Raw genomic sequence first — 14,779 nt, forward strand, 5'->3', positions numbered from 1 at the left:
AAGGTGTCGATCGGGATCCGCGAGGGCCGGATCACGGGTATCGGACGCGCGGGCAACCCGGACACCCTCGACGGCGTCGACGTCGTCGTCGGAACGGGGACGACGATGATCCCGGGCGAGGGGCTGATCGCCACCGCCGGTGCCGTCGACACACATGTCCATCTTCTCTCCCCGCGGATCATGGAGGCATCGCTGGCGAGCGGCGTCACCACGATCATCGGTCAGGAGATCGGCCCGAGTTGGGGTGTCGGTGTCAACTCGCCCTGGGCGCTGCGGCACGCTTTCAATGCCTTCGATGCCTGGCCGGTCAATATCGGGTTCCTGGCGCGCGGCTCGTCCTCCGGTGAGGCCCCGTTGGTGGAGGCGCTGGCGGAGGGTGGTGCGTCCGGGTTCAAGGTCCACGAGGACATGGGCGCGCATACCCGTGCTCTGGACACCGCTCTGCGGGTGGCCGAGGAGTATGACGTGCAGGTCGCCCTGCACAGTGACGGCCTGAACGAGTGCCTGTCGGTCGAGGACACCCTCAGCGTGCTGGACGGCCGCACGATCCACGCCTTCCACATCGAGGGCTGCGGCGGCGGACACGTACCCAACGTGCTGAAGATGGCGGGCGTGCCGAACGTCATCGGCTCCTCCACCAACCCGACCCTGCCCTTCGGCCGCGACGCGGTCGCCGAGCACTACGGCATGATCGTCTCGGTCCACGACCTGAAGACCGACCTGCCCGGCGACGCCGCCATGGCCCGCGACCGCATCCGCGCCGGAACGATGGGCGCCGAAGACGTCCTGCACGACCTCGGCGCCATCGGCATCACCTCCTCCGACGCCCAGGGCATGGGCCGCGCCGGCGAGACCGTACGCCGCACCTTCGCCATGGCCGGAAAGATGAAGGCCGAACTCGGCCCCATGGACGGCGACGGCGCCCACGACGACAACGCACGCGTGCTGCGCTACATGGCCAAGCTGACCATCAACCCCGCGATCGCCCACGGTCTGGCCCACGAGATCGGCTCGATCGAGGTGGGCAAGATGGCCGACATCGTGCTGTGGCGGCCGCAGTACTTCGGCGCCAAGCCGCAGATGGTCATCAAGAACGGCTTCCCGGCGTGGGGCGTCACCGGCGACCCGAACGCCGCCACCGACACCTGCGAACCGCTCGTGCTGGGCCCCCTGTTCGGCGCCCACGGCGCCACCCCGGCGGACATCTCCGTGGCCTTCGTCTCCCAGGCCGCGGCCGCGCTCGGCAACGACCAGATGCCCACCCGCCGCCGCCGGGTCGGCGTACGGGGCACCCGCGGCATCGGCCCCAAGGACCTGCTCCTCAACACGCGCCTGGGAGACGTCCGGGTCGACGCGCGCGACGGTCTGGTGACGCTCGACGGAGAGCCCCTGCGTTCGGAGCCGGCGCACGAGGTCTCCCTCAGCCGTCTCTACTTCCTCTGAGACCGATCCCTCGCTTCCGCTCCCGCTCCCTCACGTTCTTCACACCCAAAGGCTTGACTGAAAATTCAGTTAGGTCCACGATTCCTTCCCACCGACTGAAATGAGTCAGGCAATGACCGCGTTCCGTATGCCCGCCGAGTGGTCCGAGCACGAGGGCTGCCTGATGGCCTGGCCCACCCGCGTGGACCTGTGGGACGGCGTCCTGGACGCCGTGAAGCAGGAGTACGCCGATGTCGCCCGCGCCATCGCGCGCTTCGAGCCCGTGACCATGGTCGCCCCGCCCGGCTTCGGCGACGACGCCCGCGCCCACTGCGGTGACGACATCACCGTGGTGGAACTGCCCCTGGACGACTCCTGGTTCCGGGACTCCGCGCCGCTGTTCGTCCTGGACGGCGACGGACGCCGGGCCGGTGTCGACTTCCGCTTCAACGCCTGGGGCCGCAAGCACCACCCGTACGACTCCGACGACCGGGTCAGCGCCCTGCTCCTGGAGCACCTCGGCGTCGACCGCATCGCCTCCGACATGATCCTGGAGGGCGGGGCGATCACCGTCGACGGCGAGGGCACCCTCATCACCACCGAGCAGTGCCTCCTCCACCCCAACCGCAACCCGGGCATGACCCGGGAGCAGATCGAGGCCGAGCTGAAGACGCGGCTCGGTGTCGACAAGGTCATCTGGCTCCCGTACGGCGGTCTGCTCGACACCGAGACCGACGGCCACGTCGACGGCGTCTGCGCCTTCGCCGCCCCCGGCAAGGTCGTCGTCTCCCTGCCCGACGACCCGGCCCACCCCGACCACGCCCGGATGCGCGCCAACCGCGCCGTCCTGGAGGTCTCGACCGACGCCCGGGGCCGCGCCCTGGAGATCGTCGACGTCCCCCAGACCGCGTTCACCGAGGTCGCCGGCGGCCGCGTCGAGGTCTCGTACCTCAACTACTACGTCGCCAACGGCGGTGTGGTCGTCCCGGTGGCCGGGGTGCCCCAGGACATGGCCGCGCTGGAGGTGATCGCCGCGGCGTACCCGGACCGCAAGGTCGTCGGCGTACCGGCGCCGGTGATCGCGTACGGCGGGGGCGGCGTCCACTGCATCACCCAGCAGATCCCGGTGCCGCGGCCCACCGCGCATCCCGCCGCGTAACCCACCGCGCGTCCCACCGCGTCATCCGGCGCACCCCCCGCGTAAGCCCGCACGACACCTCGCTGCCGGACCGGACTCGCGGTCCGGCAGCCCCCGCCCCGCCGTACCGAAAGTGAGCGCGACGATGACCACCGCACCTCCACCCCGCGTCTCAAGACGCCGCGCCGGCCCGCGCCGTGGCCGGTCCGCCCCGGCTACGGCCGTGCGCGCGGCGCTCGCGGTCCTGTCCTCGGTCGCCGTCCTCGCCGCCTGCGCCGGTCCCCCTCAGGGCGGACCGGACGGATCCGGGGCCTCGTTCTCCCTGTCCGCCGGCACGCCCCGCCCCAAGGGGGACATCGACTCCTTCACCTGGGCGGTCTACGCCGAGCCGCCCACGCTCGACTACACGATGGCGTTCGACTACCCGCAGAACACCATCCTCTCCAACGTCTGCGAGAGCCTGATGCGCTGGACGCCCGGGCTCACCCTCGCACCCGGCCTCGCCGAGAAGGCGTCCAACCCCGACCCGACCACCTGGGTCTACGACCTGCGGCGCGGGGTGCGCTTCCACGACGGCCGGACCATGACCGCCGACGACGTCGTCTTCAGCCTCGGCCGCCAGATGGACCCGGACAACGCCGCGGCCTGGGCGCAGAACTTCCAGAACGTCGCCTCCGTACGGAAGACCGGCCCGCTCCAGGTCACCGTCAAGCTCACGAAGCCCGACTCGCAGTTCCCCCAGTACATGGCGACCGCCGCCGGTGTGGTGGCCTCCAAGGCCGGGGTCACCGCCGCGGGAAAGGACTACGGCACCTCCGGCGGCCTCGCCTGCACCGGCCCATTCACGCTCGGTGACTGGCAGAAGGGGCAGTCGCTCGAGCTGCGGCGCTTCGACGGCTACTGGGGCACCCGGGCCAAGGCCGGCGAAGTCGTCTTCCGCTTCCTCACCGACGCCTCCGCCCGGACGAACGCCCTGCTCAGCGGGGAGGCCGACGGAGGTTACCTGATCCCCACCGAGAGTTACGCCCGGCTGAAGGACAGCGGCGTCGGCACCCTCTACTTCGGGGAGGGCCTCAGCACCGTCAACGTCGGCATCACCAACATGAAGGGCGCGCTCGGTGACGTACGCGTACGACGGGCCCTCTCCCTCGCCCTCGACCGCTCCGGGTTCGTACGGGCCGGGCTCGGTGGCGCGGGCACCGTCACCCACTCGCTGACCAGCCGGGCGGCCTGGGCGGGAGCGTCACCGCGGGTGCGGAAGGCGGCGTTCGACGGACTGCCGTCCACGACCCGGGACATCGAGAAGGCGCGAGCGCTCGTCAAGGAGGCCGGCGCCACCGGCAGGACCCTGACCGTCGCCACCAGTTCGATCGGACAGGACGTCTCCCTCCTCGCCACCGCCGTCCAGGCCGCCGGGAGCCAGATCGGGCTGGACATCCGCGTCAAGTCCGTCGCCCCCAACGCCTTCACGGCGCTCTTCACCGACCCCGGGGCGCGCGAGGGCATCGACATGTTCCCGCTCACCTACTACGACTCGATCACCGACCCGCTGGACCTCCTGACGAACTTCAGGACCGGCGCGTACCTCAACTTCGCCGGCTACAGCGACAAGCGGTACGACGACCTGGTCGAGCGCGCCGGCGCCACCTACGACCGGGACAGCCGCCTGCGGATCGAGACCGAACTCCAGAGGCACGCCGCCGAGCGGCTGCCGTGGATCCCGGTCGCGGAGTGGCCCACCGCGGTCTTCCTCAACAAGAGGATCACCGGCGCCCCGACGACCATCGCGTACATGTACTACCCGTGGGCCGCCGATGTGGGGGCCGCGCCGTGAACTTCGTGAGATTCGCCGTACGGCGGGTCGCCGAGATGGCGGCCACCCTCCTCGTCGCGTCGTTCGTCGTCTTCGGCGCGATGTACCTGGCGCCCGGCAGCCCCGCGAGCTTCCTGCTGTCCGGCCGCTCGGCCTCCCCGGAGGCACTCGCCGCCGTCAACGCCCAATACCACCTCGACGACCCGTTCGCGGTCCGCTATCTGCGGTGGCTCGGCGACATGGCACAGGGCGACTTCGGCCGGTCCCTCACCTACCGCACCGACGTGTCCCGGCTGCTGGCCGACCGCCTGCCCACCACTCTGCTGCTGGTCACCATGGCGCTGGTCGTGGTCGTCGCCGTCGGCCTGTTCCTCGGCCGGCTCGCCGCCGTACGCGGCGGAGCGACCGACTCCACCGTCCTCGTCGCCACCACCCTCGCCGTCGGCACCCCGTCCTTCGTCGCCGCCGTCCTGCTCCAGGGACTCTTCGCCGTCAACCTCGGCTGGTTCCCCAGCAGCGGCGCGGGCGACGGCTTCCTCGACACCGTCTGGCACCTGACCCTGCCCGCGATCGCCCTCGCGCTCTACCTGATCGGGATGCTCGCCCGGGTCACCCGCTCCGCCATGCTCGAAGCGCTCGGCAGCGAGCACGTGACGGTCGCCCGCAGCAGAGGCGTACCCGAACGCCAGGTCATCCGGCGCCATGTGCTGCGCAACTCGCTCGGGACCGTGCTCACCACCGGAGGGCTGATCATCTCCACCCTGCTCGTCTGCACGATCCTCGTGGAGACCGCCTTCAGCATCGGCGGCATCGGACAACTCCTCGAACTGGCCACCACGACCAAGGACTTCCCGACCGTCCAGGCCATCTCCCTCATCATCGTGGCCCTGTTCATGGTGGTGAACCTGCTCGTCGACCTCCTGCTGCCCCTGGTCGACGTCCGGATCACCCTCGGGTCGAGGGAGGCCACCGCATGACCGCCGTCCTCACCCGGCGGCCCGGTCTCGCCGGACTGCGCGCCGCGTCCGACCGCTCCCCGCTCCACCTCGTCTGCCTGGCCCTCGTCGGCCTCGTCGTCGCCGCCGCGCTGTTCGCCCCCTGGGCCGCACCCCACGACCCCAACGCCGTCGACCTGGGCGGCGCGCTCGCCGGGCCCTCCGCCGACCATCCGCTCGGCGTCGACGCCGCCGGCCGCGACACCCTCTCCCGGCTCCTGCTCGGCGCCCGCACCTCCCTGCTCGGTCCGCTCGGCGTCGTCGTCCTCTCCACCCTCGCCGGGGTCGCCGTCGGCACCGCCGCGGCCTGGCGCGGCGGCTGGCTGGACTCCGTCCTCTCCCGCTGCACCGAACTCGTCTTCGCCTTCCCCGGAATGCTCCTGGCGATCCTCGTCATCTCCGTGTACGGGGAGGGCCTGCTCGCCCCCGTCGTCGCGCTCGGCGTGGCCTACCTGCCGTACGTCAGCAGGCTCACCCGCTCCCTCGTCCTCGCCGAACGCGCCCGCCCCTACGTCAGCGCCTATCAGGTCCAGGGCCACTCGGCGCTCCAGATCTGCCTGCGCCACATCCTGCCCAACATCGCCCCCGTCGTCCTCGCCCAGTCCACCATCAACTTCGGCTACGCCCTCATGGACCTGGCAGGCCTGTCCTTCCTCGGCCTCGGCGTGCCGCCGCTCACGCCCGACTGGGGCCGCATGGTCTTCGACGGGCAGGCCGCCATCCAGCACGGCTACCCGCTCTCCGCGATCCTGCCGTGCGTCCTCGTCGTGCTGACCGTCGTCGCGTTCAACGTGGTCGGCGAGCGCTGGGCCGACCGCGTCGCCAGGAGAGACAGATGACCACACTCGACATCCAGGGCCTGCGGATCACCCTTCCCGGCACCGCCCGCCCCGTCCTCGACGGCGTCGACCTCACCGTCGGGCCCGGCGAGACCGTCGCCCTCGTCGGCGAGTCCGGCTCCGGGAAGACCCTCACCTCACGCGGAGCCCTGGGGCTGCTGCCGCCCGGCGCCACCGTCGAAGGCGCCGTCCTGGTGGAGGGGCACGACGTCCTCACCATGGGCGCCGACCGGCTGCGCGCGCTGCGCGCGGGCACCGTCGCCATGATCTACCAGGACCCGCGCGCCGCCCTCAACCCGCTGCGCCGCATCGGCGACTTCCTCACCGAGGGCGTCCGCTCGGCGGGCAGGACGGACGAGGCCGACGCCACCGCCCGCGCCGTCGAACTGCTCCGGACGGTCGGCCTGGACGACACCGCTCTCGCGAAGTACCCGAGCCAGGTGTCCGGCGGCATGCTGCAACGCGTCGTGATCGCCGCGGCGCTCATGGGCGATCCCGCCCTCCTCCTCGCCGACGAGCCGACCACCGCGCTCGACGTCACCACCCAGGCCGAGGTGATCGCCCTCCTCGCCCGGCTGCGCGCGAGCTTCCGCACGGGACTGCTCTTCGTCACCCACGACCTCGACCTCGCGGCGGCGATCAGCGACCGCGTGTACGTCATGTACGCCGGACGGATCGCCGAGACCGGCCCCGCCGACGTCCTCTTCGAGCGCCCCCGCCACCCGTACACCGCCGCCCTGCTCGCCTCCACACCCCGCCTGACGACCCCCGGCGGCAGACTCGCCGCCATCCCCGGGCAGCCACCCGACCTGCGGACCGCGCTGCCCGGCTGCGCGTTCGCGGCCCGCTGCCCCCTCGCCACCGACCTCTGCGAGGAAACGGCCCCCGAAACGCTTCCCGCCCCCGGCCTTCCCGAACACCTCGCCGCCTGCCACCACAGCGACCGCCTCGCGCGAGAAGGAGCGGTCATCGATGCCTGAACCCCTGCTGCAAGCCGTCGGACTGAGCCGCGCCTTCGACACCGTACGCGCCGTGGACGACGTGTCCTTCACCCTGCGCGAGGGGGGGTCGCTCGGCATCGTGGGCGGCTCCGGCTCGGGCAAGACCACCACCGCCCGCATCGTCGTCGGCCTGGAGCGGGCCGACGAGGGCGAGGTGCGGGTACGGGGCCGGGCCCGGCCCACCCGTGTCCGCGGGCGGGCCGGGCGCCTGGCCCGAGCACGCGAGGTGCAGATGGTCTTCCAGGACCCCTGCCTGTCCCTCGACCCGAGGACGAGCGTCGAGCACGTCCTGCGCGAGACACTGCGCCTGCACTTCCCCGACCGGGACCCCGAGCCCCGGATCCGTGAACTCCTCGACCAGGTGGGCCTCGGCACCCGCGCCGCCGACGCGCTGCCCCGCCGGCTGTCCGGCGGCCAGCGCCAGCGCGTCGCCATCGCCCGCGCCCTCGCCGTGGAACCGGCCGTCCTCGTCCTGGACGAGGCGGTCGCCGCACTCGACGTGTCCGTGCAGGCGCAGATCCTCAACCTGCTCGCCGACATCCGCGAACAGACCCGGATCGGCTACCTCTTCATCACCCACGACCTCGGCGTGGTCCGGTGCGTCACCGACGAGGTCCTCGTCATGCGCCACGGCCGTGTCGTCGAGGCAGGCCCCACCGCCGAGGTGCTCGCCGCACCGCGGCACCCGTACACCCGGCTGCTCCTGGACTCCGTACCGCACCCCGGCTGGAACCCGGACCGGATCGCGGCAGCCCGCCAGGAGCTGCTCGACCCCGCAGGCACCCCCACACAGGAGGCATGAATGACCACCCTGAACCGAGGCCTGAACCGGCGAGGATTCCTCGTCGCCGCCGGAGCGACCGCCGCCGGCGCCGCGTTCGCCATGACGACACAGGACAGGGCCCGCGCCGTCGCGGGCACCTTCCGGGTCCCGGTCGAGGACGTCCGCCACACCCGCACCTGGATGGCCTGGCCGGACAGCACCTCCATCTGGGGCGGCAAGCTGAGCGGCGTACAGACGGACATCGCCCTGATCGCCCGGACGATCGCGAAGTACGAACCCGTCGTCATGTGCGCCAACTCCGGCAGCGCCGCCAAGGCCCGCTCGATGTGCGGCTCCACGGTCACCGTCATCAGCTCCATCCCCGTCGACGACTGCTGGATGCGCGACAGCGGGCCCGTCTTCCGTACGGACGGGGCCGGCGGTCTGGACGCCGTGGGCCTCAACTTCAACGGCTGGGGCAACAAGCAGGCCCACGCCAAGGACGCTCTCGTCGCCGGACGGATCGCCGCCTACGTGGGTGTGCCGTTCACCTCCGCCGACCTGGTCGGCGAGGGAGGTGCCATCGAGCAGGACGGCGCCGGAACCCTGATGGCCACCCGCAGCAGTCTGGTGAACCGCAACCGCAACCCGGGGATGTCGGAGCGGCAGATCGAGACGGCGATGTGCGACGCGTACGGCGCCTCCAAGGTCATCTGGTTCGACGGCGTGCGCGGCCAGGACATCACCGACGACCACGTCGACGCGACGTCCCGGTTCCTCGCCCCCGGCGAGGCCCTCGTCCAGATCCCCCTCGCCTCCGACAACGACGCCTACGCCCGCGACGCGCGCCGGCAGTTCAGCATCCTGTCCGCCTCGACGACCGCCGCGGGCGACCCGATGGACGTGATGCGCCTCCAGGGCCCGGACTACAACAAGATCCGTTCCACCAGCAGGGACTTCCTCGCCTCCTACGCCAACTACTACCTCTGCAACGGCGCCGTCGTCAGTGCCCACTTCGGCGACACGCGGGCCGACGAGGCGGCGAGGGCGACCCTGGCTCGCCTCTACCCGGACCGTGCCGTCGAGCAGTTGAACATCGACCGCCTCGGCACGGGAGGCGGCGGCATCCACTGCGTCACCCAGCAGCAGCCCGTCCCGTAGGGCCTGTCTTTCGGATCTTGCCGGGCTGATCCAAAAGACAGGCCCCAGGCCGTTCGTGAGCCGTCATCGGCCGGATGTCCGTGGTCAGGCCGCCGGGCCGGCCTGGCCACGGACGACGCCCGGGGCGGTGTCGTGGTGCCCGTGCAGGCGGCGCAGCAGGGACGCGAGCTGGACTCGTTCCGCTTCGTTCAGCGGTGCCAGGAGGTCGTCGTCGGCGGACGAGATCTCCGCGTTGAGGCGGGCCAGCGCCGCCCTGCCCTCCGGGGTGAGCCTCACCACGACACGACGGCGGTCGGCCGGGTCGCGGTCGCATGCGACCTGGCCGGCCCGGAGCAGGTCGTCCACGATCTTGACCAGATCGCTCTGGTTCATGTCCAGCCGCGCTGCCAGGGTGCCCTTGGGCTGGGGGCCGAGGTCGCTGACCATGGCCAGCACGGTCAGGTGCCACAGCCGCAGTCCACGGGCCGTCAGCTTCTCCGAGAGCCTGCGTCGTGCGGTCTTGCCGATCGCGTACATGAGGTAGGCGTTGAGCTCCAGCACGCTCGGTGGCGTCATGCTCCTGGGCGGCGGCCCGGGGACCTTTGCCCACCCGCTGCCGCCCGTGGACGCGGGTTCGGTCCGCTCCTCGCCGGGGCCCGCCGCCGCGCGTACGGCGGCCCGTAAGGCTTCGCCGTTCTCCGCCGTCGTCGTGTCGACGGTCAGGTCGGCGTTCACGAGGGCGCGGAAGACCTCCGCCCAGTCGGCCGGCATGTTCGACACCGCGACGATCGCGAACTTGGCACCGGACGGGTCGTGGGCTGTCCCTGAGAAGACCGGCTGCTCCATTGCTCTCCTTTTCGCCCTTCCCCGTCCGAGTCGAAGAGCGGCCGTCGAAACGGCCCTTGCGGCTGTGCGGGCATCGTTCGACAGTCTGTCACACCGTCAAAAACCCTCGCCGCCACGGGGATTCGCTGATCCACATGGCGACGAGGGGGAGTGCGTCCCCCGGGCCGGGACGGCGGCCCTGGGCGGCCGCTAGGCCGAACGCAGCTCCAGCGTGCAGCACTTCACGCTTCCGCCGGCCTTGAGGAGCTCCGAAAGGTCGACGCCGATCGGGTTGAAGCCGCGCTCACGCAGCGCCGCGGCCAGGTCGGTCGCGGCCTGCGGCAGGACGACGTTGTAGCCGTCGGACGTCATGTTGAGTCCGAAGACCGCGGCGTCGGCGTCGCCGACGGTGATCGCGTCCGGGAACAGTTGGCGCAGGACCGCGTGGCTGCCCGGCGAGAACGCCGCCGGGTGGTAGGCGATGGTCTTCTCGTCGAGGACGGCGAGCGCGGTGTCCAGGTGGTAGTAGTGCGGATCGACGAGCCGCAGGCTGATCACGGGCCGCTCGAAGTACTCCTGGGCCTCCGCGTGCGAGCGGGGGTCGCTCCGGAAGCCGGTGCCCGCGAGCAGCCACTCACCGGTGAAGAGGTAGTCGCCCTCGCCCTCGTTGACGAACCCGGCGGTGCGCAGGTGCGTGAAGCCGTGGTCGCGCAGCCAGTCGTGGTAGGCCGGAGCCTCGTTCACCCGCTCGTCGTCGCGGAACCGTGCCACCAGGGCGCGTCCGTCGATGACCGTGGCGCCGTTGGCGGCGAAGACCATGTCGGGCAGGCCGGGGAGGGGGTCGATCACGTCGACGGTGTGGCCGAGGTCGAGGTAGACCCGGCGCAACTGCTCCCACTGGGCGATGGCCAAGGGGGTGTCGACGGGCTTCGTCGGGTCCATCCACGGGTTGATGGAGTAGACCACGTCGAAGTGGGTGGGCCGGCACATGAGGTAGTGGCGCGGCCTTGCAGTACGCGCTGTGCGCATGGGTGTGGGCTTCCTGATCGTCAGGGGCGGCTGGTGAGGTAGCCGCCCATCGAGGTGAAGTAGTCGGTCGCGGGCATCTCTTCGCCGTCTTCGGTACGTACGCGGGTGATGGCCAGGCCGTGGTTGCGGCCGGTGCGGGCGTCCGCTCCGGCGACGATCACAACGCCGTCACCCTCGCGGTAGAAGATGCGGCCCGGCGTGCCGCCGTAGCGGCCCTCGGACACGACCGCGCCCAGCACTTCCAGACGCCTGCCCTTGTGGAAGGTGAAGGCGCTCGGATACGGAGCGGACTGGGCGCGGACCAGGCGCTCGAGGTCTTCGGCCGGCCAGTGCCAGTCGATGCGGATGTCCTCGGCGGACCGCTTGTGGAAGAAGCTCGCCTGCGACCGGTCCTGCTTGGTGAACTCGGTCCGGCCGGACGCGATGAGGTCGAGTGCCCCGGTGGTGACCGGGGCGATGAGGTCGACCGTCTTGTGGAACAGGTCGGTGGTGGTGTCCTTCGGCCCGACCGCCACGGCGTGCTGGATCACGATGTCGCCGGCGTCGAGCTCGTCGTCCATCATGTGCGCGGTGACGCCCACTTCACGCTCGCCGTTGATCAGGGCCCAGATCAGCGGCGAGAAGCCCGCGTACTTGGGAAGCAGCGAGTCGTGCACGTTCAGGGTGCCGTGGCGGGGGAGGTTGAAGATGCGCGGAGGGATCCACGTGCGCCAGTTGTTGGCCACGATGATGTCCGGGTCGGCCTCCTTGAGCCGGGTGAACAGCTCTTCGTCATCGGGGCGGTTGCGGATCAGTACGGGAACGCCGTGCTGTTCGGCGAGGTCGGCGACCGAGTCGCTCCAGATCTTCTCGTACGCGTGCTCGCTCTTGGGGTGCGTCACCACCATCACGACGTCGTGCTCGGAATCCAGGAGTGCTTGCAGGGTGCGGTGCCCCCACGTCTGATAACCGAACATGACGACCCGCATGGGGATCCTCCTCAGATGAGCGAATGACCGGCGCCCAGTAAAGCAAGGCTTACCTAAGTCCGCAACACACCATGAATTGACGGTGACTTGGGGGTCGCTGGTGGCGCCATGTCCGTTTCGCCCCATCGACAGCCCGGTCAGATCAGGTTAGCTTTACCTAAGTTCCGCTCGGCCGCCGGTCACCGGTGTGTCCTGGGCTCCCTGTTTCCCCACGCCTGCCCGCAGTTGACAGGCGGTTGTCCCGCACGATGGGAGTGACATGTCTCAGGTTCTTCCTGGTGACGCACCTCTGGTCCACGACCTGATCGGTATCGGCTTCGGGCCGTCCAACGTGGCCATGGCGATAGCGCTCAGCGAGCACAACGCACGCGTGGGGAGGCAGGAGGCGGTCACCGCTCACTTCTTCGAGCGTCAGCCCCGTTTCGGCTGGCACCGGGGCATGCTGATCGACGACGCGACGATGCAAGTGTCCTTCCTGAAGGACCTGGTGACGCTCCGGAACCCGTCCAGCGAGTACAGCTTCCTCTGCTACCTGCAGAGCAAGGGCCGGCTGATCGACTTCGTCAACCACAAGAACCTGTTCCCCCTGCGGGTGGAGTTCCACGACTACTTCGAGTGGGCCGCGGCCAAGGTCGACGACATGGTGTCCTACGGGCACGAGGTCATATCCGTCGAGCCCGTCATGCGCGACGGAGTGCTGGAGTACCTGGACGTGACGGCCCGTTCCGGGTCCGAGACGGTCGTCCACCGGGCCCGCAACCTCGTCATCGGCACCGGACTGCGGCCGCTCATGCCCGAGGGCGTCGACCGCGGCGACCGCGTCTGGCACAACTCCGAGCTGCTGGCGAAGGTCGACGGCCTGGAGGGCACCGACCCCTCCCGCTTCATCGTCGTCGGCGCCGGCCAGAGCGCCGCCGAGAACGTCGCCTACCTGCACCGCCGCTTCCCCGACGCGGAGGTCTGCGCCGTCTTCTCGCGCTACGGCTACAGCCCCGCCGACGACAGCAGCTTCGCCAACCGCATCTTCGACCCCGCCGCGGTCGACGAGTACTTCGCCGCCCCCGACGACATCAAGCGCAAGCTGATGGACTATCACGGCAACACGAACTACTCCGTGGTGGACATCGACCTCATCGACGACCTGTACCGGCAGGCGTACCAGGAGAAGGTCCTCGGCGCCGAGCGGCTGCGCTTCATCAACGTGTCCCGTCTGACCGGCGTCACCGAGACCGCGGACGGCGTCCGCGCCACCGTCAAGTCCCTCGTCACCGGCGAGGACCACCAACTGGACGCCGACGTCGTGGTCTTCGCCACCGGCTACCAGCAGGCCGACGCCCTCGGCCTCCTCGGCGGCGTCGCCGACCGCTGCCACCGCGACGACCAGGGCCGCGTCCGCGTCGAGCGGGACTACCGCGTCGCGACCGACCCCGAGCTGCGCTGCGGCATCTACCTCCAGGGCGGCACCGAGCACACGCACGGCATCACGTCGTCGCTGCTCTCCAACACCGCCATCCGGGTCGGCGAGATCCTGGAGTCGATTCTCGACCGGGGCCTCAGGGTGTCGTCCGACGAGGTCCGCCCGGTCGCCGGCGGGATCGGCACGGGCCGCTAGGCCCTGTCCTTCGGTTCAGCCTTTTGGTTCAGCCCCCCACACCGCCGTGCTCCGCCGGGTAGCGCTGTCGTACCCCAGGCAGGCGCGGCCGCACAGTGAAACCCCCGTGAGAGGAACATCCATGTCCAGTGGTACACGCCCCGGGCTGACGCGGTTCGTCAGAAACATCCCCCGCGTGGCCGTCGTCGCCGTCGCCGCGCTCGCTCTGGCCGCCTGTGGGGGCGGCGCCGAGAAGAGCGAGTCCAAGCCGTCGGGCGACGCCGGCACGAACGCCAAGTCCGCCGCCTTCCCGGTCACCGTGGAGCACAAGTACGGCAGCACGAAGATCGATTCCGAGCCGAAGAAGATCGTCACCCTCGGCCTGTCGGACCAGGACGCGGTGCTCGCCCTCGGCGTCAAGCCGGTGGGCTCGGTGGACTGGTTCAAGGAGCAGCCGTACGGCAAGTGGCCGTGGACGAAGGACAAGTGGGGCGACACGCCACCGCAGATCGTGGGCGAGCGCGACGAGTACAACATCGAGAAGATCGCGGCCCTGAAGCCGGACCTGGTGATCGCCCAGTACTCCGGCATGAAGAAGGAGCAGTACGACACGCTCTCCAAGTTCACCAAGGTCGTCGCCCAGCCCAAGGGACACGTCGACTACGGCGCCCCCTGGCAGGTGATGACCCGCCAGATCGGCAAGGCGCTCGGCAAGGACGCCGAGACCGAGAAGCTGATCGTCGGCGTCGACGCCCGCTTCAAGGCCGTCCGTGACAAGCACCCCGAGTGGGCCACGAAGACCCTGGCCGTGGCCGACAGCTTCGAGGCCGGCAAGTACTCGGCCTTCACGAAGACCGACCCCAAGGCGATCTTCTTCGCCGAGCTCGGCTTCAAGCTGAAGCCCGAGATCGACACCATGGCCAAGCCGGGCTGGAACGTCGCCGAGTTCAGCGCCGAGAAGCTGAACGTGCTCGACGTCGACCGCGTCGTCTGGGTCACCTCCAGCACACAGGCCAACGACCGCATCAAGGCCGAGCCGCTCTACAAGAAGCTGAAGGTCAACCAGGAGAAGCGCGACCTCTTCGTGCCGTACCAGGACCCGGACATCGGCGCCGCCTTCTCGTTCAACACGGTCCTGTCGATCCCCTACGCGATCGACGAGATCGAGCCGCTGCTGACGGCCATCAAGTAGTGCCCGCAGCCCCGCCCGTCCGCCCGTCGCCCCGCGGACGGGCGGGCTGCGCACCGCACGAGT

At 70.4% G+C, this 14,779-nt stretch carries 13 protein-coding genes; 10 read left to right on the forward strand and 3 right to left on the reverse strand.

The window, feature by feature from the left end:
• The 8 genes from ABT342_RS29100 to ABT342_RS29135 form a co-directional block, all read left to right on the forward strand.
• On the forward strand, positions 1 to 1,443 hold a 1,443-nt coding region (locus ABT342_RS29100), incomplete at its 5' end, for an urease subunit alpha (RefSeq protein WP_351580285.1).
• A gap of 112 nt (positions 1,444 to 1,555) precedes the next feature.
• Entirely contained in the window at positions 1,556 to 2,581 is a 1,026-nt protein-coding gene (locus ABT342_RS29105) for an agmatine deiminase family protein (protein ID WP_351580288.1), read from the forward strand.
• A 124-nt stretch (positions 2,582 to 2,705) separates the two neighbouring features.
• Positions 2,706 to 4,394 carry an ABC transporter substrate-binding protein gene (locus tag ABT342_RS29110; RefSeq protein WP_351580291.1) on the forward strand — a complete coding sequence of 563 codons (1,689 nt, stop codon included), beginning with the start codon at positions 2,706 to 2,708 and terminating at the stop codon, positions 4,392 to 4,394.
• Positions 4,391 to 5,350, forward strand: coding sequence for an ABC transporter permease (locus ABT342_RS29115; protein WP_351580294.1), 960 nt, complete (start codon positions 4,391 to 4,393; stop codon positions 5,348 to 5,350). Before ABT342_RS29110 ends, ABT342_RS29115 begins: the two co-directional genes overlap by 4 nt.
• Entirely contained in the window at positions 5,347 to 6,207 is an 861-nt protein-coding gene (locus ABT342_RS29120) for an ABC transporter permease (RefSeq protein WP_351580297.1), read from the forward strand. The genes ABT342_RS29115 and ABT342_RS29120 overlap by 4 nt, the downstream gene beginning before the upstream one ends.
• Positions 6,204 to 7,187, forward strand: a complete 984-nt coding sequence (locus tag ABT342_RS29125) for an ABC transporter ATP-binding protein (protein WP_351580300.1) — start codon at positions 6,204 to 6,206, stop codon at positions 7,185 to 7,187. Before ABT342_RS29120 ends, ABT342_RS29125 begins: the two co-directional genes overlap by 4 nt.
• Positions 7,180 to 8,010, forward strand: a complete 831-nt coding sequence (locus ABT342_RS29130; RefSeq protein ID WP_351580303.1) for an ABC transporter ATP-binding protein — start codon at positions 7,180 to 7,182, stop codon at positions 8,008 to 8,010. Before ABT342_RS29125 ends, ABT342_RS29130 begins: the two co-directional genes overlap by 8 nt.
• The gene (locus ABT342_RS29135; protein ID WP_351580306.1) at positions 8,011 to 9,132 is read left to right on the forward strand and encodes an agmatine deiminase family protein; all 1,122 of its coding nucleotides are present in this window, start codon (positions 8,011 to 8,013) and stop codon (positions 9,130 to 9,132) included. It begins immediately after the preceding gene.
• Between the two features lie 84 nt (positions 9,133 to 9,216).
• Here ABT342_RS29135 and ABT342_RS29140 read toward each other — a convergent pair whose 3' ends face one another.
• From ABT342_RS29140 to ABT342_RS29150, 3 genes are all read right to left on the reverse strand, one after another.
• Positions 9,217 to 9,957 carry a MarR family winged helix-turn-helix transcriptional regulator gene (locus ABT342_RS29140; protein WP_351580308.1) on the reverse strand — a complete coding sequence of 247 codons (741 nt, stop codon included), beginning with the start codon at positions 9,955 to 9,957 and terminating at the stop codon, positions 9,217 to 9,219.
• 189 nt (positions 9,958 to 10,146) lie between these two features.
• Positions 10,147 to 10,965 carry a dimethylargininase gene (ddaH, locus tag ABT342_RS29145; RefSeq protein WP_351580311.1) on the reverse strand — a complete coding sequence of 273 codons (819 nt, stop codon included), beginning with the start codon at positions 10,963 to 10,965 and terminating at the stop codon, positions 10,147 to 10,149.
• Between the two features lie 20 nt (positions 10,966 to 10,985).
• On the reverse strand, positions 10,986 to 11,933 hold the full coding sequence (locus tag ABT342_RS29150) for a methionyl-tRNA formyltransferase (protein WP_351580314.1): 948 nt from the start codon (positions 11,931 to 11,933) through the stop codon (positions 10,986 to 10,988).
• Between the two features lie 259 nt (positions 11,934 to 12,192).
• Between ABT342_RS29150 and ABT342_RS29155 the strand changes: the two genes are divergently transcribed.
• Entirely contained in the window at positions 12,193 to 13,545 is a 1,353-nt protein-coding gene (locus ABT342_RS29155) for a lysine N(6)-hydroxylase/L-ornithine N(5)-oxygenase family protein (protein WP_351580317.1), read from the forward strand.
• A gap of 121 nt (positions 13,546 to 13,666) precedes the next feature.
• On the forward strand, positions 13,667 to 14,716 hold the full coding sequence (locus tag ABT342_RS29160; protein WP_351580320.1) for an iron-siderophore ABC transporter substrate-binding protein: 1,050 nt from the start codon (positions 13,667 to 13,669) through the stop codon (positions 14,714 to 14,716).
• Positions 14,717 to 14,779: the final 63 nt, after the last annotated feature.

The organism is Streptomyces sp. NPDC000410 (genome assembly GCF_040300305.1).
In the GTDB taxonomy this organism is placed as follows: Bacteria; Actinomycetota; Actinomycetes; order Streptomycetales; family Streptomycetaceae; genus Streptomyces.

Coding starts and splice junctions, on each gene's coding strand:
- ABT342_RS29105 (WP_351580288.1), top strand. CDS start 1,556: ATGACCGCGTTCCGTATGCCCGCCGAGTGGTCCGAGCACGAGGGCTGC.
- ABT342_RS29110 (WP_351580291.1), top strand. CDS start 2,706: ATGACCACCGCACCTCCACCCCGCGTCTCAAGACGCCGCGCCGGCCCG.
- ABT342_RS29120 (WP_351580297.1), top strand. CDS start 5,347: ATGACCGCCGTCCTCACCCGGCGGCCCGGTCTCGCCGGACTGCGCGCC.
- ABT342_RS29125 (WP_351580300.1), top strand. CDS start 6,204: ATGACCACACTCGACATCCAGGGCCTGCGGATCACCCTTCCCGGCACC.
- ABT342_RS29130 (WP_351580303.1), top strand. CDS start 7,180: ATGCCTGAACCCCTGCTGCAAGCCGTCGGACTGAGCCGCGCCTTCGAC.
- ABT342_RS29135 (WP_351580306.1), top strand. CDS start 8,011: ATGACCACCCTGAACCGAGGCCTGAACCGGCGAGGATTCCTCGTCGCC.
- ABT342_RS29140 (WP_351580308.1), bottom strand. CDS start 9,957: ATGGAGCAGCCGGTCTTCTCAGGGACAGCCCACGACCCGTCCGGTGCC.
- ddaH (WP_351580311.1), bottom strand. CDS start 10,965: ATGCGCACAGCGCGTACTGCAAGGCCGCGCCACTACCTCATGTGCCGG.
- ABT342_RS29150 (WP_351580314.1), bottom strand. CDS start 11,933: ATGCGGGTCGTCATGTTCGGTTATCAGACGTGGGGGCACCGCACCCTG.
- ABT342_RS29155 (WP_351580317.1), top strand. CDS start 12,193: ATGTCTCAGGTTCTTCCTGGTGACGCACCTCTGGTCCACGACCTGATC.
- ABT342_RS29160 (WP_351580320.1), top strand. CDS start 13,667: ATGTCCAGTGGTACACGCCCCGGGCTGACGCGGTTCGTCAGAAACATC.